Annotated in this window: 16 protein-coding genes; 5 read left to right on the forward strand and 11 right to left on the reverse strand. The window is 59.7% G+C overall.

From position 1 onward, the window contains the following. Positions 1 to 36 precede the first annotated feature (36 nt). The 4 genes from HMPREF2888_RS09140 to HMPREF2888_RS09155 are packed head-to-tail and all read right to left on the reverse strand — an operon-like array spanning position 37 to position 7647. Positions 37 to 2616 carry an AAA family ATPase gene (locus tag HMPREF2888_RS09140; RefSeq protein ID WP_070518664.1) on the reverse strand — a complete coding sequence of 860 codons (2580 nt, stop codon included), beginning with the start codon at positions 2614 to 2616 and terminating at the stop codon, positions 37 to 39. 4 nt (positions 2617 to 2620) lie between these two features. Continuing rightward, positions 2621 to 3718, reverse strand: coding sequence for a metallophosphoesterase family protein (locus HMPREF2888_RS09145; protein WP_070518665.1), 1098 nt, complete (start codon positions 3716 to 3718; stop codon positions 2621 to 2623). A 54-nt stretch (positions 3719 to 3772) separates the two neighbouring features. Beyond that, the gene (locus tag HMPREF2888_RS09150; RefSeq protein WP_061925914.1) at positions 3773 to 4606 is read right to left on the reverse strand and encodes an SWIM zinc finger family protein; all 834 of its coding nucleotides are present in this window, start codon (positions 4604 to 4606) and stop codon (positions 3773 to 3775) included. Continuing rightward, positions 4606 to 7647, reverse strand: a complete 3042-nt coding sequence (locus tag HMPREF2888_RS09155; protein WP_070498300.1) for a DEAD/DEAH box helicase — start codon at positions 7645 to 7647, stop codon at positions 4606 to 4608. Before HMPREF2888_RS09155 ends, HMPREF2888_RS09150 begins: the two co-directional genes overlap by 1 nt. Positions 7648 to 7884: 237 nt before the next feature. On the opposite strand from HMPREF2888_RS09155, the gene putP reads away from it, so the two are divergent. From putP to HMPREF2888_RS09170, 3 genes are read left to right on the forward strand one after another with little or no spacing between them, the layout of a single operon-like run. Continuing rightward, a complete protein-coding gene (putP, locus tag HMPREF2888_RS09160; protein WP_070498298.1) occupies positions 7885 to 9447 on the forward strand; it encodes a sodium/proline symporter PutP in 1563 nt (520 codons plus the stop codon). Between the two features lie 60 nt (positions 9448 to 9507). Then, on the forward strand, positions 9508 to 10044 hold the full coding sequence (locus HMPREF2888_RS09165) for an HNH endonuclease family protein (RefSeq protein WP_070498295.1): 537 nt from the start codon (positions 9508 to 9510) through the stop codon (positions 10042 to 10044). A gap of 37 nt (positions 10045 to 10081) precedes the next feature. Beyond that, positions 10082 to 10525: a DUF2269 domain-containing protein gene (locus tag HMPREF2888_RS09170; protein ID WP_070498293.1), complete on the forward strand. Its 444-nt coding sequence runs from the start codon at positions 10082 to 10084 to the stop codon at positions 10523 to 10525. A gap of 70 nt (positions 10526 to 10595) precedes the next feature. Here HMPREF2888_RS09170 and fepB read toward each other — a convergent pair whose 3' ends face one another. Genes fepB through HMPREF2888_RS09190 form a run of 4 tightly spaced genes read right to left on the reverse strand, consistent with a single transcriptional unit; the run spans position 10596 to position 14502 of the window. Beyond that, positions 10596 to 11621 carry a Fe2+-enterobactin ABC transporter substrate-binding protein gene (fepB, locus tag HMPREF2888_RS09175; protein WP_062035394.1) on the reverse strand — a complete coding sequence of 342 codons (1026 nt, stop codon included), beginning with the start codon at positions 11619 to 11621 and terminating at the stop codon, positions 10596 to 10598. 46 nt (positions 11622 to 11667) lie between these two features. Beyond that, the gene (locus HMPREF2888_RS09180) at positions 11668 to 12462 is read right to left on the reverse strand and encodes an ABC transporter ATP-binding protein (RefSeq protein WP_070518666.1); all 795 of its coding nucleotides are present in this window, start codon (positions 12460 to 12462) and stop codon (positions 11668 to 11670) included. Next, on the reverse strand, positions 12459 to 13505 hold the full coding sequence (locus HMPREF2888_RS09185; RefSeq protein WP_062035398.1) for a FecCD family ABC transporter permease: 1047 nt from the start codon (positions 13503 to 13505) through the stop codon (positions 12459 to 12461). Before HMPREF2888_RS09185 ends, HMPREF2888_RS09180 begins: the two co-directional genes overlap by 4 nt. A 1-nt stretch (position 13506) precedes the next feature. Continuing rightward, positions 13507 to 14502 carry a FecCD family ABC transporter permease gene (locus HMPREF2888_RS09190; RefSeq protein WP_201057396.1) on the reverse strand — a complete coding sequence of 332 codons (996 nt, stop codon included), beginning with the start codon at positions 14500 to 14502 and terminating at the stop codon, positions 13507 to 13509. A gap of 66 nt (positions 14503 to 14568) precedes the next feature. Here HMPREF2888_RS09190 and HMPREF2888_RS09195 point away from each other — a divergent pair, with 66 nt between their 5' ends. Next, complete coding sequence (locus tag HMPREF2888_RS09195; protein WP_070432816.1) at positions 14569 to 15663, forward strand: alpha/beta hydrolase; 1095 nt, start codon at positions 14569 to 14571, stop codon at positions 15661 to 15663. Between the two features lie 93 nt (positions 15664 to 15756). On the opposite strand, the gene HMPREF2888_RS09200 is transcribed toward HMPREF2888_RS09195, so the two are convergent. Further along, the gene (locus HMPREF2888_RS09200; RefSeq protein WP_070432815.1) at positions 15757 to 17751 is read right to left on the reverse strand and encodes a DEAD/DEAH box helicase; all 1995 of its coding nucleotides are present in this window, start codon (positions 17749 to 17751) and stop codon (positions 15757 to 15759) included. A 161-nt stretch (positions 17752 to 17912) separates the two neighbouring features. Between HMPREF2888_RS09200 and HMPREF2888_RS09205 the strand changes: the two genes are divergently transcribed. Beyond that, positions 17913 to 18791, forward strand: coding sequence for an SGNH/GDSL hydrolase family protein (locus tag HMPREF2888_RS09205; RefSeq protein WP_083296632.1), 879 nt, complete (start codon positions 17913 to 17915; stop codon positions 18789 to 18791). On the opposite strand, the gene hutI is transcribed toward HMPREF2888_RS09205, so the two are convergent. Both hutI and hutU read right to left on the reverse strand, forming a co-directional pair. Further along, entirely contained in the window at positions 18788 to 19966 is a 1179-nt protein-coding gene (gene hutI, locus HMPREF2888_RS09210) for an imidazolonepropionase (RefSeq protein WP_062035408.1), read from the reverse strand. The genes HMPREF2888_RS09205 and hutI overlap by 4 nt on opposite strands. A 48-nt stretch (positions 19967 to 20014) precedes the next feature. Then, positions 20015 to 21691: a urocanate hydratase gene (hutU, locus tag HMPREF2888_RS09215; RefSeq protein WP_070518667.1), complete on the reverse strand. Its 1677-nt coding sequence runs from the start codon at positions 21689 to 21691 to the stop codon at positions 20015 to 20017. Between the last annotated feature and the right edge of the window lie 148 nt (positions 21692 to 21839).

The following is a 21839-nucleotide window of genomic DNA, read 5'->3' on the forward strand; positions in this document are numbered from 1 at the left end:
GCAAATAACAGTACACACTGGCTTTACTGAGAAAAACTAAACCTTCAGCGCGTCCATGGCAAGCTCCGTGCGCTCCGGTACACGCGCGTATCGCTGCGGCATACATGTAAGCACAAGCACCTGCGAATGCTTGCCTACCTGGGCGAAGAGCGTCGACATCAGGTTCAGGCGTGTCGAGTCGGTAGAGCCCAGCGCATCGTCCACGATGACGGGCACACCGGACTCTTGAACGAGCCCGGCGATAGCAAACCGTGTAAGGATGGCCAGCTGTTCCTTCGCGCCGCCGGAAAGCGAACCCATATCAATGGTTTGGCCGTTGCGGCTACGCGCGGTGACAACGAGCTCCTCGGAGAGCTCGAAGTCGACGTCACCGCCGAAGACGGTGCGCGCGAGAGCATTAAGCTTTGTCACGAAAGGCGCGGCGTAGCGCTGGCGCGCAGCATCGCGATGCTTAAGCAACAGCTCCCGCAGATAGCGGGCAGCATTTGCACGCTTTTCGACGGCCGCGAGTACCTCCCGTGAGATTTCTAGCTCGGCGCTGGCTGCAGCCAGGCGTTCGGCCACACCAGAGTGCATCTCGATTCGGCCGACATATTCGCGCATGTCGCCGTCGGCACTCAAAATTGCGTTGTTCAGGCTACGTACCTGTTCCTCCGCGCCCTTGTGCAGAGCAAAGACCGTATCGACGTCGATGGCGCTTAGTTCTCGCAGGCGTTCGCGCTGCTGCTCCAGCTGCACCTTCGCCGCATGGAGAGCCTCTTCAACGTCTGCATCCGTTGCTGCATCGCGGGCGTTACGCAAAGCTTCCTCAGCTGCAGCATACTGGTTGGCAGCGGATTCATGCCGCGCCGTCGCCGCAGCCAGCTGCGTGGCTGCCTGACTATCTCGGTACGGGGCCAGCTCCTTTTCCGCCATGGTGACTTCGCTGCGCGCGGCCTCCTCAGCAGCCTCGGCACTGGACAAGTCGAGTGCTTCCTCAGATACGTCCGTGCCCTCGTGCTCGCGAGGCTCTTCAAAGTCCGCTGACTGTGCGGCATATTTTGCTTCGAGCTCGCCAAGGTCGTCGGTGCCCAAGGCCGCCTTGAATTCGCGCTGAGCTTGTACGACGGCGCGCTGCTTTTCCAAGAATTCCTCGCGCAGCTTCTGTGCTGCAGCGAGGTCTTCGCAGCCAGCGTCTTCAAGCAGTTGCGCAAGGCGCGTGCGCGCCTGTGCCACGGTGTCGGCCGAGGTATCACCGGCTGCTGCTTGATAAGTTGCCTGAATCTTGCCGAATGCAAACTTCATGCCATCGCGTAGCTGGATGGTTTGTGTGTTGTCGTCGGTTTGTTGGACTTCGCCGTCGACCTCGAACTCGCCTTCACCGCTGATGACCAGCTTGGCAGCGGCTGCGGCAAAAACGCGTTCTTGGACCTGGACTTCGTTAGCGGCTTGCTCGATGTCTTTGAGGTTTGCAACCTCTGGTGCTTGAGCTACCTCGGCGCGGCGGTCAGCTAGTTCTTTGTCGAGCTTGCCTAGGTGTTCAAGGCGCTCGCCAAGGGCCTCCCGCTCCTTCTTCTTGTGCGCCTTTCGCGCGTATTGGAGGTTGGCGCGTGCCTTCTCATAGGTTTGATTTGCGCGCTCGAGCTTTTCCTCGAGCGCGCTGCGGGCTTCTTTCTCATCTTCGACGCTCGCGCTAAGTTCTTCGACCTTGGTGGCTAAAGCCGTGAGATTCGCAGCGGCCCTGGAAACCTCCTCCACCGCGCTGCGGCGGCGTTCAAGTGCTTCTTTCTTGGCCTCCACATCTGCCGCAGCGCGGTCAACCACTTCGCGCTGGGCTTCGATCTTTTCGAGGGCGGCGCGGGCCTCAACAACGTCCTTTTCGCGCTCGGCTAGTTCTGCCTGTGCTGCCGGCAATGCTTCCTCGGCGTCGCGCTTGGCAAGTTGTGCAGCCTCGTGCTTGACCACGACATCGTCAAGCTGGCGCAATGCTTCCGTGGCCTCATTGTGCGCAAGTTCTGCCGCGTTGTAGCGCTCTTGGGCATCCTTTAGTTCCTTAGCCGGCTGCCCGGTGCGCGCGGTGAAGTATTTTTCGTATTCCCTCTGCACGCGATTGACCAGCTCAGAGTCTTCCGCGGCCGCGGTGGACATACCGCTGGCTTCTTCTAAGGCATTTGTCACCGAGGGAATTCCCACGGCAGCCACGCCTGAGCCTAGGTCGTCTTGGCGGAGGAACAGAGCGTCAAGGAGCTGGCGGTCAAGATGCTCGTTCAAGATGCGATCCAGCTCGTCATCGGCCTCGCCGCCAGTAAATTGCGCCGCACGCGGTGCCAGAACGCGCAATTCAGACATCTTCTTCTTGAGCCAGCGCTTGTGGATGCGGAAGTGATACGGACCCACGGTGACCTCAAGCTCTACCTCAGGGCCCGCATCTCGGTCCACCGGTTTGAGCGCCTTAATCTTCTTAGCGGCACCCGTGTGCTTTTCCGTCAGCACGGTATCGATGGCTTCCACGATGGTGGACTTGCCGGCCTCGTTCTCACCGTGGATGACCACGACGCCGGTCTCCAGCAGCTGTTCGATGCGCAGATGCTCGACGCCGCGGACGTTCCAGATTTCCAAGCTGTGTAGACGCATCATGGCGTTAGGCCTCCTTCACACTGAGACGGAACAACAGGTTGGCTGCGTCGCGGGCTACAGGGTCCTCCAGGTTTTCCACCAACTCCGCCAAGGCATCAGCGGCAAAGCCGGAAAGCTCTAGGCTGGCAAGTTCCTCCTCATCGGGAGCAAGGTGCAAGTCCATGGTTCGCTCACGCGGCCGCAGCGAGGCGAAGACCGGCTCGAGCTCGGCCAAGCCTTGCTCCAAACGCGCTTGGGCGCCCAACCCCACCGTGCCGCGCAAGCCATACTTCACTGCGGTACGGGACTTATTCGGCATGTCATCGAGAACAGTGAGGAAGCGCTCGACATCCTCGTCGGAGTTGACGTCTGCCGCCACGGCGCGAAAAGCCCAGCGGCCGATGTGGTGTGGGGTGACCTCAACCTGCCCGTTGTCGATTACCACGACCAGTGCATTGCCGGAATCGCGCTCGCGGTCATCAAAAGCGGTAGTCTCCGGGCTGCCGGAGAACCAGACGCGCCCCGACTGCCCCAAGGCCTGCGTGGAGTGGGTATCTCCCAGAGCAAGGTAATCGATGACGCCTTCAGAAATCTGGTTTTCGACAAACTTTAAGTCAATAACGTCAGCCTCAGACTCGCGTGCTTCCACCTGCCCGTGGCCTACGGCGATTCGGACGCCGTCGTAAGGCGCGAGCGGGGCGAGCGCTGCCTGCACGAGGTCATAGTTTGCGCGCTTGGAGAGATACGGGGCACCGACGATCTCTACTCCTTCGCGCACCTCAATCGGGGTGGAATCCGCGATGACGTGGACATTGTCCGCAAAAGGCTTGCGCAGGATGGAATCCGCCACCAGCGGATCGTGGTTGCCGGGCAACAGATAAACAGGCACCGGCAGATTGCGAAAGGCCTCCTTGGCACGGCCCAAGGTGGCCTTGCTGAGCGAATTATGCTCAAATACGTCACCTGCCACCACGATGAATTCCGCGCCGGTTTCCGCGGCTAATTCACCGAGCCTGACAACGGCCGCCTCACGGTCATCGTTGAAGCGCACCTGGGCCTCGCCCTCGAGGAACCAGCGGGTCATGCCCAACTGAAAGTCCGAGGTATGGATGAAGGTCACCATGGATGAAACTCTCCCCTTTTAAAGTCTCCGGCAGCAGGTACTAAGCCCTTATGCCTATTGGTGAGTCAGATGATAGTAAAGGTCCTCGACATCAGAGACCGCGCGAAGCAAATCTATGTTCGTATGGCTGACGGCGCGCATGGCCTTACGCAGCAGATCTGGGTCAGAGTCATCGACTGCCGGTGCCACTTTCGGGCGCGGCATATCGGGCAACTGCCGGCCTTCCCAAAACAGCTCGTTGCGCTCTTCGGGGCTGAGGCTGCTACCGGAAAAACTGTCCTGGGAGACATTTTTCGCCTGCTCCATCACAGCCTGCTCGAGGCGCGCAAAGTCCAAGCCACGCAGGGCAAAGATTACCGAGGGATCGGCATCCATGCGCGCCGCCAGCCGGTCGGCCACGGCAACCACGTGCTTGCACACGTACTCGGGGTCCGGGCAGGTGCATGAAAACCGCATATCGGCTGGGTCTTGCGCAATGAGAATGTCGAGCGCTTCCTCACTGAGCAGGCCGTCGCGTGCGTTCGCGATCGAGTTCGGCGTGCGGGCAAACATTTGGCTCAGCTCCGCCACGTCATCGTTGGTGCGATACGGCACCTGCAACAACACGGTGAAAGGCTCGTTCTGGGAACCGGCAACCTTGCCGTGTACTGCGCCGTTGCGCACGTCCAGGCCCACCACATGACCGCCGTTGGCGTACTGGCGTCCACGGGTAATGCGCCCGGAATCGGCCTCCTTGTTCACGAAGGAGACGATGCGCGTTGCCGCAGGAGCCATGCTGCGCACGCGAGAGACGCGGCCGGCCTCCTCCGGCGTGCTCACGCGTTTGCGCGCGCCGAAGTTGGCATAGATGACGTTGTCGTGTTCCTCAGACTTAGTATGCTGCGCCATTAGTCAGCCTCCCTGTAGCTCATCAGCTGTGCCAATTGCTCCGGATCCAGCTCGGTTAGCCAGCCTTCGCCCTCGCCTACCACGGCGCCGGCCAGGTGCGTCTTGCCGTCCAAAATGTCCTGGATGGATTCCTCGAGCGTGCCCGCAGTAATCATCTTGTAGACCTGCACGTTGCGTTGCTGACCAATGCGGAAGGCACGGTCGGTCGCCTGGTTTTCCACGGCGGGATTCCACCAGCGATCCATGTGCACGACAATCGACGCCGCGGTCAGGTTCAGGCCCGTGCCGCCTGCCTTGAGCGAGAGGATCATCGCCGGCGGCCCGTCCGGCGCCTGGAATTCCTCCACCATTCGGTCACGACGGTTCTTTGTCACCCCACCGTGCAGGAACGGGATGTCCCTGCCCAGCTGCTGGGTGAGATAAGGCTGCAAAAGGTCGCCGAAGGCCTTGTACTGGGTAAAGATGAGGATGCGTTCTTCGCTTTCTACAGCTTGGTCCACAATCCGCATCAGCTCTTCGACCTTGCCCGAGCGGTGCTTTCCCTTAATGGTGATGGCGGAGCCATCGCCCAGATAGTGTGCCGGATGGTTGCAGATCTGCTTGATGCGAGTCAGCGAGGCCAACACCAGGCCGCGGCGCGACATGCCCTCACGTACCTCCAAGGCCTTTTGCACGTCGTCAACAAGCGCCTTGTACAACGCCGCCTGCTCGGCCGTCATCGCCACGGTGATGATCTGCTCCGATTTCTCTGGCAGGTCATCGATGATGTTCGGATCCGTCTTGAGACGGCGCAGGATAAACGGCGCTGTCAGCTGGCGCAGGCGCTCGGCCATGGTCTCGTCGTTTTCACGCTCGATGGCCTTGGCAAAATGATTACGGAAGAAGGACGCGCTGCCCAGAACGCCGGGATTGCAGAAATCCAGGATGGAGCGCATCTCCGACAAACGGTTTTCCACCGGCGTGCCGGTCAACGCGATACGGTGGCGCGAAGGCAGCGAGCGCACCGCCTTCGAGGAACGCGTCGCGGCATTCTTAATCGCCTGTGCCTCATCGAGCACCACGCGGTCCCATTCCACCTTGCCCAAGGTAAGGAAGTCACGGCCGACTGTTCCGTAGGAGGTGATGACGAGGTCTGCCTTCTCCGCGGCTTTGATGAGTGCTTCATCCTTGAGGCGATCCGAGCCGTGCTGCACCAGGACTTTGAGGCTCGGCACGAACTTCGCGGCCTCGCGCGCCCAGTTGCCCACTACGGAAGTAGGCGCCACGACAATGGTTGGCTTGAGCTCCGGGTTTTCTTGGCGCTCGATGGCAAGCAGCGTAAGCAGCTGGAGGGTTTTGCCCAAGCCCATGTCGTCGGCGAGCACTGCTCCAATGTTGTTGCGGGACATCCAGTAGAGCCAATCCACGCCGCGGCGCTGATACTCGCGCAGCTCCGCCTGGACGGTATCGGGCAACTCGATGCGCGCGGGCGCGGGAGAATCCATGCCGCCGAGCAGAGAGGTATGCCACGTCGAGCCGGTAAATTCCACTGGCTCCTCGGCCATGGATTGCAGGGCCAACTCGCGCAGCTCCGCCACGGAGACCTGGGAGGTTTCGCCCTCGTTGAATTCTTGCAAGCGCTTTTCGACGTCCGCGACAAGTTCCTGCCAGCCCGGCTGTTCTAGCTTCCGAGCGCGCTCGGCGGCGGCGCTAAGCCGCTCGAGTTCCTTCTTCTTACGCTTCTTGGCGGTTTCCGCCAGCTTGTCCATGTACTCGGAAATCTTGGACAACGCCTGGGTATCGGCGGTCACCCACTCGCCGCGGAGGCGAATCAGGCCGGACTTGGACGCCACCAGCTGGCGCATCTCTTCCTCGGTGAGCTCAATATCGCCTACGGAAAGATGCCAATCATATTCCACCAGCTTGTCCATGCCGAGGTGGGCCTTGGTGGATCCTTCGGCAGGGTCACGCACCTCGCGGGTTTCCAGTTTGGCTTTGGTTTCCATGTGCGCCCATGCCTTAGGCAGCAGCACGGTAAAGCCGGCTGCCTTGAGCTGGGCGACGTCCTTGGAAACGAACTCCACCAGCTGATCGGTGCCCAAGAATACATCCCAATCGCCGGCGTCATAGTCCGGAACGGCCGAAGACTCGCGCAGGCGCGGCGCCAGGCTAAGTGCCTTGCGCTGCGAGTCGCGCAGCTTGACCACGCTGCCTCTGTCCAGCTGCTCCTCGATGATGGGGCGCGGGGCGTCGGTGCCGGAACGGACCTGCACGCGGATGGGCCAGACGCTGGATTCTGGATCTTCATCGTGGCCGGGCTCTTCCACAATGAACACCAGCTGCAGGTCGACAGAGGTAATCGAGTCTTTCCACTCGTTTAGAGCACGCAGCAGCTGCGCGCGCCCCTTTTTCACCGGCGCGGTCGTGAGCATGGCCTGCGCGAAGTCGTGCCACGGTGCGGGACGGGGGGCGTCGGCAAGCGAGCGCAACTGTGTAAATGCGATCCAGTGGGTCAGCTCGTCTGCCATGTCATCAGAAAGCGCGCGGTTATTGATGGTCAAAATGCCCGGCGCGGCAGCCAGCATCTCGGCGAGCCATCCGCGCTCGCCCAAGCCCGAGGTCAGCTGCCACATGGGGAACCACTCGCCGCCCTGATAGGAAAGGCGGATGGTCACGCGCCCGGCGCGCACGAACTTGCTAAGTCCCCGGTAGGCGCGAATCAGCCACAGAAGATCTGGGGCGATGGTGGCTTTTTGTTCCGGTGTTGCCGCTTGGCTTAGTGAGTCTAAAAACTCCATCTTGGCCAGGGTGGCCACGGCTTCCTCGGGAGCAAACATGGCCATGGGGACCATGAGGGAGACGTCCTTGCCCTTTGGCGTGCGCAAAGAGACTCGGGCGCGGTTGCGGAAGGACTTCTTGGCAAGAATTGTCTCCACCACCTCGGGGAAAGTCCCCTCTGGCACTGCCGAAGGCATGATGATCTTGTGCCCTTCCACCTGCTCAATCCATAGGCTAAGCCCTGAGACTGGGAGCCAAAGGCCGTGGAGGAGGTAAGAAGCCATAGCTGCCAGTCTAGCAGCGCACCTTTTGGGGGCAGGGCGAGAGCTTTAAGAGCGAATATAGCAGGAAAGAGCAATCGTTATAATCTCGTTACATTCTTACGTTTCCACTGATAGACCATGAGATTTACCTGTGTATGGAGTCACATATTTTTGGTAACGGGACAGAATCTCGTTGGGTTGTAATGCGCGTCACGTTAGCGTGGGAGGGTCCTACTCTCAAACAACGAGGAGAAATCCGTGCAAGATTCCACTTGGTACGTCGTGGCGATGATTCTCTATCTGCTCGCGATGGCCGCCATCGGTTTCTGGAGCTATAAACAAACAGACCAGTACGACGATTACGTCCTGGGCGGGCGTGGACTCCACCCCTTCGTCGCGGCACTGTCCGCCGGCGCCTCGGACATGTCCGGCTGGCTGCTCATGGGCCTGCCTGGCGCATTGTTCTTAACGGGCATGTCGGAGCTATGGATGGCCATCGGCCTGCTGGTTGGCGCATGGGCCAACTGGAAATGGGTCGCCCCACGCCTGCGCTCCTACTCTGAGATTGCCGGTAACTCGATTACCGTTCCGTCCTTCTTTGAGAACCGCCTGCATGACAAATCCCGCGTGCTGCGCATTCTCTCGGCCGCCATCATCATCTTCTTCTTTACCTTCTATGTCTCTTCCGGCATGGTCTCCGGCGGCCGCTATTTCGAGTCCACCTTCGGCGGCGATTACTTGGTCGGCATGCTGATCGTTGCGGCCGTTACCGTGTTCTACACCTTCGTCGGCGGCTTCCTCGCGGTCTCCTACACCGATACCGTGCAGGGCTTGCTCATGTTCGCCTCGCTCATCATCGTTCCGATCATGGCAATCATGACTTTGGATAATCCTGGCGATATCTTCAGCTTCGCGGCGGAGAATCCTTATGCTTCCGGCGGAGTCATTGAAAACCCTGAGTACTTCTCGCTCTTCTCCGGTGTTTCCGCAGCAGTTATCATCGGCAACCTAGCCTGGGGCTTGGGGTATTTTGGTCAGCCGCACATCATTGTGCGCTTCATGGCGCTGCGCAAGCCTGCCGACGCCCGCGCGGGCCGCTTCTACGGCGTCAGCTGGATGTTCCTTTCCCTGATTGGCGCCATCTTCGTGGCCCTGGCCGGCACGGTATTCTTCACCAACACTGATCACGCCATTACCGATCAGGAAAACTACGAAACCATCTTCCTTGACATGGCCCAGGTCATGTTCCACCCGCTGTTCGCAGGTCTGGTTCTTACTGCGGTTCTGGCCGCCATCATGTCCACCATGTCCTCACAGATGCTCGTGGTTTCCACCTCTCTGATCGAGGATCTGTTCATGATCGTGGCAAAGAAAAAGCCCTCCCAGGACGTTCTCATTAACCTATCGCGTACGGCTGTGGTTGCCATTGCCATCATCGCGACAGTCCTGGCGATTAATCCTTCCGATTCCATCCTGGGCTTGGTCGGCTTCGCTTGGGCCGGCTTTGGTTCCGCATTCGGCCCGCTGGTGCTGCTGTCCCTGTACTGGAAGCGCCTGAACTCCACCGGCGCGATTGCCGGCATGGTGACCGGTGCCATCGTAGCTGTCGGCTGGGGCATGTCTGCGCTTTCCGATGCCCTCTACGAGCTGGTCCCAGGCTTTGCCATCTCCCTAGTGGTCACCGTCGTGGTCTCCCTAGTGACCAAGGCACCAGATACCAAGGTCGTCACCGAGTTCGAGGAAGCTTCCCAGCTGGCCAAGCTTGTTGAAAACAACAAAAACTTGGGCTTCGAGGAAGCAGCAGAGAAGGTACAAAACTAAGCCACTCTTATATCTCCCCACCGGGAACCGCGCACAGCACGGCACAAGTCTAAATAGTCTATGAAGCACTATTTTCTTGCCGGGCTGTGCGCGGTTACTGCGTTGTGGGGCCTAAACCACTTCCTGCCGGGCCCGCCCTTGGGCGTGGCGAAAGCAGATATGCGAGTTCGCATCATCGGCTACGAACGCGAAGCCTTCGGCGGCTGGCTACCCGATACGAAGGACAATGTACGAGATGCCCAGGCCACCGCCTTCGGCCTATACGATCCTTATTCGGGTAAACACAACCCAGCCTCCGTTGAGGTCGACCACGTCTTCCCCCTTTCAGCGGCGTGGGACATGGGCGCCTTCCGCTGGGATAGGCAGCGCAAGACAGCCTTTGCCAATGACCCGCTCAACTTGGTGGCAACTGCAAAAGATCTCAACCAGGACAAGTCCGATTCCCTACCTTCCGAGTGGCTACCGCCTGCCAACCGCTGCGACTACTCCCGCCGGCTTGCGGCCGTGGCACGCAAATATGATTTGCCCCTTCCAGCTGCGGATGTACGGGTAATGCGCAGACAGTGTCGGTTCGATTTCCAGCTCACCACTGACTAAACTTCTTGCGAACCCCAAACTGAAGTGAAAGGCCTCCATGACTAGTCTTCTAGTAATTCTGCACGTCCTCGCAGCAGTGCTGCTCATCGGCCCGGTCTGCGTGGCAACTTCTGCCTTCCCTGGTCAGATGTTTAGCGCCACCAATGGTGAGCACGTAGCAGTCGGTGCAGCGCGCATCCTGCACAAGATCACCAACACTTATGGCTACATCTCCGCCATCGTGCCGGTTCTGGGCGTCGCTGTCTTCCTGACGGACCTCGAAGCCTACAAGTCCGCAGTCCAGTTCCACATCGCGATCCTGCTGGCAGTTATCGCTTGGTGCCTGCTGTTCTTCCTCATCGTGCCGAAGCAGAAGAAGGCCCTCGCTGCTCTCGACGGCGCCCAAGACATGGACGCTGAAGGTCTGAAGAAGCAGCTTTCCGCTTTCTCCGGCATCTTCAACCTGCTGTGGATGATCTGCGCAATCTTGATGTTTGTCTAATCAGCCAACAGCATAAATAGGCCGCGATCCGTGGGGATCGCGGCCTATTTTTGCTGTTGGGGCCTTGCGCTTATTCAGCAAACTGCTTGGCCAGGGAATCGAGCATCAGCTGCGCGGAGAAGTAATCAAGGCGGAAGGTCTCCCCTGGCAAAAAGTAGACCTGCTTATTCTTATATGCCGGTGAAGTGTTGAAGGCTTGTTCCTTTTCCATTGTCGCTTGGGTTTTCTTATCGCCAGCGACGACGATCCAAGATTCGCCTGGCAGACCTTTTTGCACGTTTTCCAAGGACAGCTGGACGATGTCGCCGCGCGACTTGCCCATCGAAGTATCACCCTTTACTTGCTCAGGGATATCCGTCAGCGTGAAGCCAAGTCTTTCCAGGAGCTGCGATTGCGCAGCCTTGTGCGTCAGTGCAGCTGCGCCCGAGCCATCTCCAAAGACGGTTAGCGGCGACACCGCATGATCTGGGACCTTGATGGATTTCGCGACCTTGTCCACTTTCTGGTCGAAGTCCGCAAGAATTTGTTTGGCCTTGTCCTCCTTGCCGGTTGCCTTCGCCAGCATGGTCGTGACGTCTTGCCACGAGGCCTTCGTATAATCCACCACCATCACTGGCGCGATCTTCCGCAGCTGATCCACCTGGTCATAGGCTGAATCGCCGCCATTTTTTGAAACGATGATTAGATCCGGCTCGTAAGGCAGAACGTCTTCTGGGTTTGGTGAAGAATTCGACCACAGCTTTTCAACTCCTTTAGCTTTGGCCTGCTCCGAGTATTGATTGAAAAAGCCCTGATCATCGGACAATCCCTCGATATTGGGCTTGGTCGCGCCCGAGGCCACGACGGGCGCGTCTAGGGCGAGGAGCGAACCGGTCAGTGTCGTCGAGGTCGAGACGATGCGCTGTGGCTGTGCCTCAATCTCGAGGTTGCCGTCATCGGTTTCTACGGTGCGGGGCCACTGCCCCGTCTGCGTCGCTTGCGTCTGAGCCTCAGGTCTTTCCTGCTCACCAGCGTCTTGGCTGCTGCAGCTAACAAGCGCCACGCTGGTAGCTAATACAACCGTTAGCGCCGTAATAGCGTTGAGATGTCGTTTCAATTTTTCTCCTTGAGAAATCGGATGGACTTTGTTTAGGGGTTCGAGATCAGGAATTTGGCTTCAACCGCGGCCTGGGAATGACCATCGGCTCGTGGGTGAGTGGGTCTGGGGGGACAAGGCAGCGCACACCGTAGACATGTTCGAGCAGCTGCTCAGTGACCACCTCACGAGGCGGCCCTTGCCCCACGACGGCTCCGTCTTTCATGACCACCAGATTGGAGGCATAGCGCAGCGCAAGATTGAGATCGTGCAAGACCGCCACCACCGTTCGGCCTTCATTGCACAACTTCTGGCACAGTTCCAAGATGTCGATGTGATGTGCAAGGTCGAGAAAGCTCACCGGCTCATCGAGCAGGATGGTCTCAGTCTGCTGAGCCAACACGAGTGCAAGCCAGACGCGTTGGCGCTGGCCGCCTGAAAGAGCATCTACCTCTCTATCTGCCAAGTCGGCAACACCAGTTTGTGCCATGGCCAGATCTACAGCTTCACGGTCCGCGCTCGACCACTGGCGGAAAAGGCTTTGGTGTGGCGAGCGGCCATGCGCCACCAGTTCACGCACGGTCATCTTCTCTGGCGCCTTGGCATCCTGCGGCAGCAGCCCAAGCCTTCGCGCGAGTTGCCGGGGCGCGGTGGCATAGACTTCCCGCCCATCCAGCACGATGGAGCCTTCGTCAGGCTTGTGTAATCGGGCGATGGCACTGAGCAGCGTTGACTTGCCGCAGGCGTTTGGACCAATGATTGCGGTAAATTCCGCTGCCGGAATCTCCAGCGTCACCGATTCAGAAATCACGTTCTTGCCATAGGTAGTGCGCACTTCGCTCAGCTTTAGTTTTGTCTTCATCTTGTTTCCTTCCGCAGCAACAGACCGAAAAAGTAAAACCCGCCTACTGCAGCAGTGATGACTCCCACGGGTAGTTCGGAAGCCCAGACCTGCCCCATGACATCGGCGCCTAGGAGCAACGTTGATCCGACGGCAGCCGCCGGAACAACTGGGGTGTTACAACCGGTAAGCTGTTTCGAAATATGAGGAGCTAGTAACGCAATGAACGCGATGGGGCCCGCGGTTGTAGTCGCGATGGCGACCATGAGCGTTGCCAAGATAACCAACCAAGCGCGTTCCGTGTTAACGCGCATACCGAGTGTGCTAGCGCGTTGCTCCCCCAGTGCTAAAAGGTGCAGCTGGCGCTGCGCACACAGCAGGAGGAGCATCACCACCCCGCCAGCGGCGAGAGCAACGGTCACTTCCTTCCACTCGACTGCGGTAAGCGTTCCCGTAATAGCACGAGCCGCGCCATAGGCGGCATCGCTATCGGCCTGGAGCAGGAGCCAGCGATTTAAAGAGCCCAGCATCGCCGACAGCGCGATGCCGGCCAAAATCAGGCGCACACCGCCAAAGCCTCCTTTGCTGGACAAAGCAAAGATCACTGCCCCGGCTAGGGTTCCGCCCACCATTGCCGCGAAGGAAGAACCAAGGATGCTGCCGCCAAAGACGAGGACGCTCACCAAGATTCCCGTCTGTGCGCCCATGGAAAACCCGATGATGTCCGGGCTGCCCAAGGGGTTGCGAGTTATCGTTTGGAAAACAACACCCGACATACCCAACAGCGCTCCTACCACGATGCCCGCAAGGATGCGCGGTAGACGCCACTCCACTATCACCAAGCGAGCGCGCTTTTCCCCGCCTCCGCTAAGAACTTCCCACAAGTCCGCAAATCCATAACTAGCGGTACCAACGCGTAAAGCGACAAGGCTCAATGCCAATAGAAGTATGGAACATGCTAAACAAACGCCCCAACTGCGGAAATGGACAATGACCGAGTACTTCCCCGTTCCCACTCGCCACTGACCTTTCGGCAGACCACCTCGCTGTATTAGGTGTGACATGTCAGCTCCGAGTCTTCATTCGAGTTGCCATAAAGAACAAGAAGGGCGCTCCGACAAAGGCAGTAAGGACACCCACTGGGATCTCGGAGGGCCTGGCGATGACGCGGCCCAGGATGTCTGCAGTGAGCATCAAGCACGGTCCGAATACCAAGCACAAGGAGATGGTCCAGGCAAGGTGTGAGCCCATCAGCCATCCCGCCCACAGTGGGACCATGAGCCCCACGAAGCTGATGGGGCCAGCAATCGCAGTTGCGGCAGCACAAAGCAAGGTCAGCCCCACCAAGGCAAGGCCTCGGGTTCGCACCACATCGGTGCCCAAGGCGGCAGCGACGTCGTCGCCAAGCGCCATGTTTGAAAGCTGCGGGATCGTTGCAAAGATGATGACGAGCCCAGCGGCGAGCGGTACCGCAAACCACCACAGGTTGACGTCGTTGCGAGTTAGCGCGCCCACGTCCCAGTAGCGAAACGTTTGAAATGCATCTTCGCGCAACAACAATAGTGCCGAAACGACGCCGCCGGACGCGGCGGAAAAGGCGGCGCCAGCGAGCACCAGCCGCACGGGCGAGGCACCGCCCACTTGCGAGGCACCGCCAACGAAGTACACCAAAGTCGCAGCGCCGGCCGCGCCCACCGCAGCGAGGAGAAATTGCATGTGGGCACTATCAGCGCTACCCAAGCACGCACCCACCACGATGGCGAGCGAAGCCCCAGAGTTGACGCCCAGTAAGCCTGGGTCTGCCATCGGGTTCCTAGTAATCACCTGCATTACTGCACCTGCGACTGCAAGGGCTACTCCCACGAGCACGCCCACCACCGTCCGCTGCAGACGCAACCCATTGACGTTGTAGCTTTCACCGGAGCCATCAGGATGAAGGAGCAAGTGCCACACGTTGGCTAGCGGAATGTGGGATGAACCGATAGCTAAAGAAGCAAAACACAACAAGGCAAGAATTGCGCAGGTCAGCACTAAGACGGCAATACGCCGAACTGTGAGCACGAGGCAAACCTCCCACCGAACTAAAGTAACCCATTATTTATTTAGGTGATGCTATACTAACTCGTTATGTTATCCGAAATTAGCCTTCTTAGTGCAGCTCAGCGCATTGATTTCGATTGGGACGAAGTTAATCCCGAAAAGGTCTATGCGCGTTACCAGGTGCTTTCGCACACCGATGACCAAGCGGTTGTACTCATCGCTTCGCCTCACGACGCTTACGTTTTCTTCGACACAATCACTCACGTCCATCGCGAAGACCTCGAGCATTTCCGGCTACGGCCTTACCGCGACTGGTTCGTCGGCGCTTTCGCGCTACCGCGCGGTCTCGTAATGAGTGCCGGGCTAATTCCTGCAGGCAAGCCAATTTCAACCGAACGGGAGCAATGGATTAAACACATTGAAACTGCCACAGCACTCGACCAAGAATCCGAGAGGGTGGGAAACCTTACTTGCCTGCGCGTGCCAGCGTCTGGTGAAGTTCCGGCCGCGCCTTATCCCGTTCGCAAGCCCCAACACCACACGCTTTTCGATATTGCCGCCCCCGACGGCCACCGCTTTAGTGTGGAGGCCTGGGCTGATATCACCGGCGGCCCTTCGCTTCTGTTGCTCACAGATGGCAACAGGTACGTAAACTCCTACCCGTTCGCGCCGCAGTGCAGCACCGCATATTTCAGCACCACGAATGCGCAAGACCGCGGCACCTTGCTGTGCAACGCGGCGGTGCTTGAGCCTTTTCTCGCCGATCAGTTGCTTCCCTGGCTGCATGGTCTCGGGGTAAATATGCGACCTGCGGACACCGCCATCGCCGGCGCTTCCTTCGGCGGGCTCGCCGCCGCTCGCACCGTGCGCAGGCGTCCGGACCTGCTAGAAAATGCCATCGTGCAGTCGGCGTCCTTTTGGTTTGATCCAGAAGAACTTGCGGCTTGGCAAAAGCCGCTTGCCGGGCCACCGCGGCGAATCTTCCATGAGATTGGCACCCTAGAGACCGCATTGAGTTCCAGCACCCCCACGAAAAAGGATTCCATGGGCAGTGTCAATCAAGAGTTCGCGCGTTGCTTGCAGTCACCTCACCAGGTATCGCGCCAATTCGTCGGCGGCCACGATTATGCCCCATGGCGCGAAGGCATCATCGCGGGCATACAGCATTTGAAGTTGCGCTAAAACGGCGAAACCGCCGTCCCCCCATTCTCCCTGGTTTGCTGCACCTCTAAGGTACCGCGGAAGAAAAAGGACGGCGGTAACGCTTTGCGCGTGTTAGTCGTGCCAACCGCCACGACGGTCATCACGGTCACGGTAGCCACCACGGCCACCCCGTCCGCCACGGTCGTCACGGCGCCCACGGCCTCCGCGACGATCATCACGGTAACCACCACGGCCGCCGCGTCCGCCACGGTCATCGCCATCGCGGCGCGGCGGGCGGCCGGTGTCCTTGGCGATGTTAATCAGCTGGCCGGAGATGCGTGTGTCCTTCAGACGGTCCAGCACTGCGCGGTCAAGGTTCTTCGGCAGGTCGACCAGGGTGTGGCCCACTGCAATGGTGATGCGGCCGAAGTCCTTGGAGGACAAGCCACCCTCGTTGGCCAGCGCACCGACGATGGCGCCTGGGCGCACGTTCTGGCGCTTGCCGACGTCCAGGCGGTAGGTCTCAAAGTCACCGTCCGGGCGGCGCGGGCCACGGTCACGATCGCGGTCACGGAAGCCGCCACGTCCACCGCGGTCACCACGGTCGCGGCGATCCCCACGGTCAAAACGGTCGCGGTCACGGCGGTCGCGCTTCGGCGCTGGCTGCTCCTTGAGCAGGAAGTCCTTACCGCCCTGCAGCTGGACTGCAAGCGCTGCGGCGATGTCATCCATGGCAACGTTGTTCGTTGCAGAGTACTCGCGAACCATGTCGCGGAAGAACTCGAACTGCTTCTCACCCAGGGACTCGCCGATCTTGGCCAGGAATTTTTCCTTGCGCTTCTCGTTGACCTCGTCAGCGGAAGGCAGGTCCATTTCCTCGAGGCGGGCGTTGGTCACGCGCTCGATGGAGCGCAGCATGCGGCGCTCACGCGGGGTGACGAACAGGATCGCCTCACCGGTACGGCCTGCACGGCCGGTACGGCCAATGCGGTGCACGTAGGACTCGGTGTCGTTCGGGATGTCGTAGTTGACCACGTGGGTGATGCGCTCAACGTCCAGGCCACGAGCGGCGACGTCTGTAGCCACGAGGATGTCCAAGCGGCCATCCTTGAGCTGGTCAACGGTGCGCTCACGCTGCTGCTGGGCGATGTCGCCGTTAATGGCGGCCGCGTTATAGCCAGCGTCGCGCAGATTGTCAGCGACCTCTTCGGTCTCGTGCTTGGTACGGCAAAAGACGATGATGGCGTCGTACTCGATGACCTCGAGGATGCGGGTGAAGGCATCCATCTTCTGACGGTGTGGGGTCAAAAGGTAACGCTGCGTGATGTTGTCATTGGTGCGGCGCTCAGACTTAACAGTAACCTCAGCAGGATCGTTGAGGTACTGCTTAGACAGGCGGCGGATGGAGTTCGGCATCGTTGCCGAGAACAGCGCGACCTGCTTTTCTTCCGGAGTGTCTTCCAGGATGCGCTCAACGTCTTCCTGGAAGCCCATGTTCAGCATCTCATCTGCCTCGTCGAGGACTAGGAAGCGCAGCTGGGAAATATCCAGGGAGCCCTTCTCTAGGTGGTCGATGACGCGGCCAGGGGTGCCGACGATGATCTGGGCGCCACGGCGCAGACCAGAAAGCTGAATGCCGTATGCTTGACCACCGTAGATTGGCAGCACCTCGATGCGACCCAGGTGATCAGCAAAGGACTGGAAAGAGTCCGCAACCTGCAGGGCAAGTTCACGCGTTGGGGCGAGAACCAGTGCCTGTGGGTGGCGTACTTCTGGGTCGACCTGGGATAGAACCGGCAGCGCGAAAGCTGCGGTCTTTCCGGTACCCGTCTGGGCGAGGCCCACGACGTCGCGGCCTTCCATCAGGATCGGGATGGTTTGTTCCTGGATTGGGGATGGCTGGGTAAAGCCGACCTTCGCAACGGCGTGCTGAACATCGTCAGGCAGGCCGAGAGTTGCAAACCCCTGGGAATTGTCGTTGGCTGAAGTATTTTCAGCGCCGGTGTCCTCAGGGTTATTCGCAGCCCCGGTGGTTTCAACGTCACCTTGCGAGATTTCCTGAGATTCCGACTTATTGATTTCTTCCGGCTCGTTCACGCCGCCGGTGGCGTTATCGGTAATGCTCATTGCTTGCTCCACAGTACGTTATACAAACCCCCTACCGCCATCGATCGAGCTAAAAGCGCTTTAAAGGTGCCAACAAACACACCATCTATCCCATTACCTAACGGTCACACCCGCCCAATTTCATAGTCAACCTTCCCCCGCATTTGCGTACAATCACGCCCATGACCATCCCCGCTCGTCTCTTTCCGCGCCACGTGCGCCACAGCACGCTGGCTGCGCTGGCAACCACCGCCCTAGCGCTCAGCCTTGGCGCCTGCGACACAGCAAAAGAAGAGACAGGCAAGGACGAGCAGACTAGCGACGCCCTGCACTACGTCGCGTTGGGCGACTCTTATGCCTCGATGGGCACCCGCGGCGCCCCACACACCGGGCCAGGATGGTGTGCACGGGCGAGCGACAACTATCCGTCACAGTTACAGCAGATGAAGGGGCTCGCGCTTGACGACGTCACGTGCCAAGGCGCCCTAACCGACCACGTCCTGGGGCCACGTGCGGACCTTCCACCGCAGTTGGACGCCGTGGACACCACGACCGACATCATCACCTTGTCCATCGGCGGCAATGACGCCGGCTTCGGCGTACTGACAAGCTGCGCTATGAACACCAACGATCTGAATTGCGCCGAACTCCACGGCGGGGAGATCGACCAAGCCCTGGCGGCACTGCCTGCCAAGCTAGACGACGTCTACGCCGGCATCCACCGCAAGGCCCCACAGGCCAAGATTTTCGCGACCGCCTATATGCCACTTCTTGCACCGACGGATAACGAAAGCAATTGCCCCGCGATTGAAAAAGTCAGCGACGTCGACCGTCTTTGGCTGATGCAAAAGATTTCGCAGATCAACTTGGAAGTCGAGCAAGCAGCCCACCGCGCCGGCGCGCAGTTCGTCGTGCCACCGGGCACCGAACTGCACACCGGCTGCGCCCCCGTTGCGGAGCGCTGGGTCGACCTCGCGGGGACTGAAAATGGGTCCTACCCTATGCATCCCACCCACGAAGGGCAGTTAGCGATGGCACATGCCATCGCTGAGCACCTTTAGAACGCAGGTTTTCCTGCGACAAACGTACGCCACGTCATGGGCATACCCGGGCGATAAGCCAAGTGAATGGCGCTCGGTGCATCGAGCACATGAAGATCGGCCGCAGCACCTTCAACAATCGTGCCCTTTGCCGGGCGCCCCTGCGCATCTAGGCCTCCACCAACATCGTGCCTGCGAAGAGCTTTAGCGCCACCAAACGTCGCTGCTCGGACGGCCTCGTCTAGAGATAGACGCTGCTGCAGCACCGCCGTAGTAACGCAAAAGTTCATCGAGGAGGTATAAGACGTTCCCGGATTCAGATTAGAAGCGATAGCAACGGTGGCGCCTGCATCAAGCAGACGACGCCCCGGAGCTAGCGGCTCGCGAGTGGAAAGATCGCAGGCAGGAAGCATGGTAGCGACGGTCTCGGAGTTGGCTAAAGCCTCAATGTCGGCATCGCTCAAATAGTTAACGTGGTCGACTGAAGCGGCATCCAGCTCAACCGCGAGTTGAACACCGGGCCCCTCACCCAACTGATTACCGTGTACACGCACGCCTAAGCCACGATCCTTGCCAGCGGCAAGAACCCGCCGAGACTGCGTCTCATCAAACGCGCCTCGCTCACAGAACACGTCAATCCAATTCGCATAGTCTGCGACGCCGTCAAGCATCGGTCCTACGACCTCATCCAAGTAGGCATCAGCATCCGCGCCAGGTGGAACAAGGTGCGCGCCGAGAAAAGTGACGTCATCTGCGTACTTGGAGGCTACTCGCGCAGCAAGCACTTCGGATTCGGTGTTGAGGCCGTAGCCAGTTTTTGTCTCGACGGTCGTAGTACCGCCTCGACGGGCCGCTGCAATGCGCTCGACCAGAAGCTGCTCGAGTCGGCTTTCGCCAGCAGAGCGAGTGGCATCCATAGTGACTGCAATGCCGCCTGCTTCATAAGAGCCACCGCTCATGCGGGCCTCGAATTCGGCGGAGCGGTCTCCATCGAAAATCATGTGGGTATGCGAATCGACCCAACCGGGCAAAACTGCTCGCCCACCGCAATCCACGATGTCGTCAGCGGCCGGCGCTTGAGACCGCTGCCCCACCCACGAAACCACACCATCGGTGACGACGATGGCGGCGTCGTCAAGCGTTCCGGCTTCACTAACCGTGTGTAATTCGGAGATTCCAGTAAACAGGGTGCTCATCTAAAGCGTCCTTTCTGGGTTTGACCAACCCGTATGTGGTGCCGTCTGCTAGTCGCGAGCTCGAAATTCCATCGGAATACGTACGCCGCGCTCATCAGCTACTTCCTTCGCGCGAGTGTATCCGGAATCGACGTGGCGGATAACGCCCATGCCCGGGTCGTTGGTGAGGACCGCGCGCAGCTTGGCGGCGGCCAACTCGGTGCCGTCTGCAACGGTAACCTGACCGGCGTGGATGGAACGGCCCATGCCCACGCCGCCGCCGTGGTGAAGGGACACCCAGGTAGCACCGGAAGACACAGCGGTCATGGCGTTAAGCAGTGGCCAGTCAGCCACGGCATCGGTGCCATCGAGCATCGCCTCGGTCTCGCGGTATGGGGAGGCCACGGAGCCGGAGTCCAAGTGGTCGCGGCCGATGACAATAGGAGCCTTGATCTTGCCCTCGCGCACCAGGTCGTTAAAGAGCAGGCCGGCCTTGTGGCGCTCGTTGTAGCCCAGCCAGCAGATACGTGCCGGCAGTCCTTCGAACTCGACGTACTCCTCTGCTGCGTCGAGCCAGTTGTGCAGGTGCTCGTTGTCTGGGAAGAGCTCCTTGAGGGCTTGGTCGGTGACCTTGATGTCCTCTGGGTCACCGGACAGGGCAGCCCAACGGAACGGGCCAAGGCCCTCGCAGAACAGCGGACGAATGTAGGCCGGCACAAAGCCAGGGAACTCGAAGGCACGCTGGTAGCCGGCCTTGCGAGCCTCATCACGAATGGAGTTGCCATAGTCAAAGACCTCTGCGCCCTCATCCTGGAACTCGACCATAGCCTGGACCTGGGCAGCCATGGATTCGCGGGCCTTCTTAGTGAAGGTGGTTGGATCCGCCTTGGCTTCGTTGTGCCAGTCTTCCACGGTGATTTCAGAAGGCAGGTAGGACAACGGATCGTGGGCCGAGGTCTGGTCGGTGACGATGTCGACGGTAAATTCCCCGGCGCGCTGGCGGCGCAGAATCTCCGGGAATACCTCGGCGGCGTTGCCTACCAGGCCTACGGAAAGCGGCTTCTTGTTTTCCTTGGCGTCAAGAACCAGCTTGAGTGCTTCATCTAGGTCGGTGACAACCTCATCGAGGTAACGCTTATGCTGGCGGCGCTTTAGGCGGGTTTCATCAACGTCCACGATGAGGCAGGCGCCACCGTTAAGGGTGACAGACAGCGGCTGTGCGCCACCCATGCCGCCGCAGCCACCGGTCAGGGTGAAAGTGCCGGCCAGGGTGCCGCCAAAACGCTTCTTCGCTACGGCCGCGAAGGTCTCAAAGGTGCCCTGCAGGATGCCCTGGGTAGCGATGTAGATCCAGGAGCCGGCCGTCATTTGGCCGTACATCATGAGGCCCTCGTCCTCGAGCTCACGGAAGTGCTCCCAGTTGGCCCAGTCCCCCACGAGGTTGGAGTTTGCGATGAGCACGCGGGGCGCCCACTCATTGGTCTTCCAGATGCCGACCGGCTTACCAGACTGGACGAGCAGGGTCTCGTCGGACTCGAGATCCTTAAGGGACTCTACGATGGCATCGAAGGCCTCCCAGCTGCGCGCTGCACGGCCGGTGCCGCCGTAGACCACGAGATCCTCGGGGCGCTCGGCTACCTCCGGGTCGAGGTTATTCATGAGCATGCGCAGGGGCGCTTCGGTCTGCCAGGACTTGGCGGACAGTTCGGTTCCGCGTGGTGCGCGTACTTCGCGTGGTTGAGACATGGTGAGGATTCCTTTCGCTTGTGCTTTTCGACGCCCTCCCAAGCCCCCTAGGCCGGTGTCCCGGGGCTGTCCCCGAGGACTTGTTCAGCGTCACATGTCATAAAGTACTGTGACCCAGCCCTGTGTACCATGCCACATTAGCCCTAAC

It is taken from the genome of Corynebacterium sp. HMSC077D03 (assembly GCF_001808545.1).
Classification (GTDB): domain Bacteria; phylum Actinomycetota; class Actinomycetes; order Mycobacteriales; family Mycobacteriaceae; genus Corynebacterium; species Corynebacterium simulans.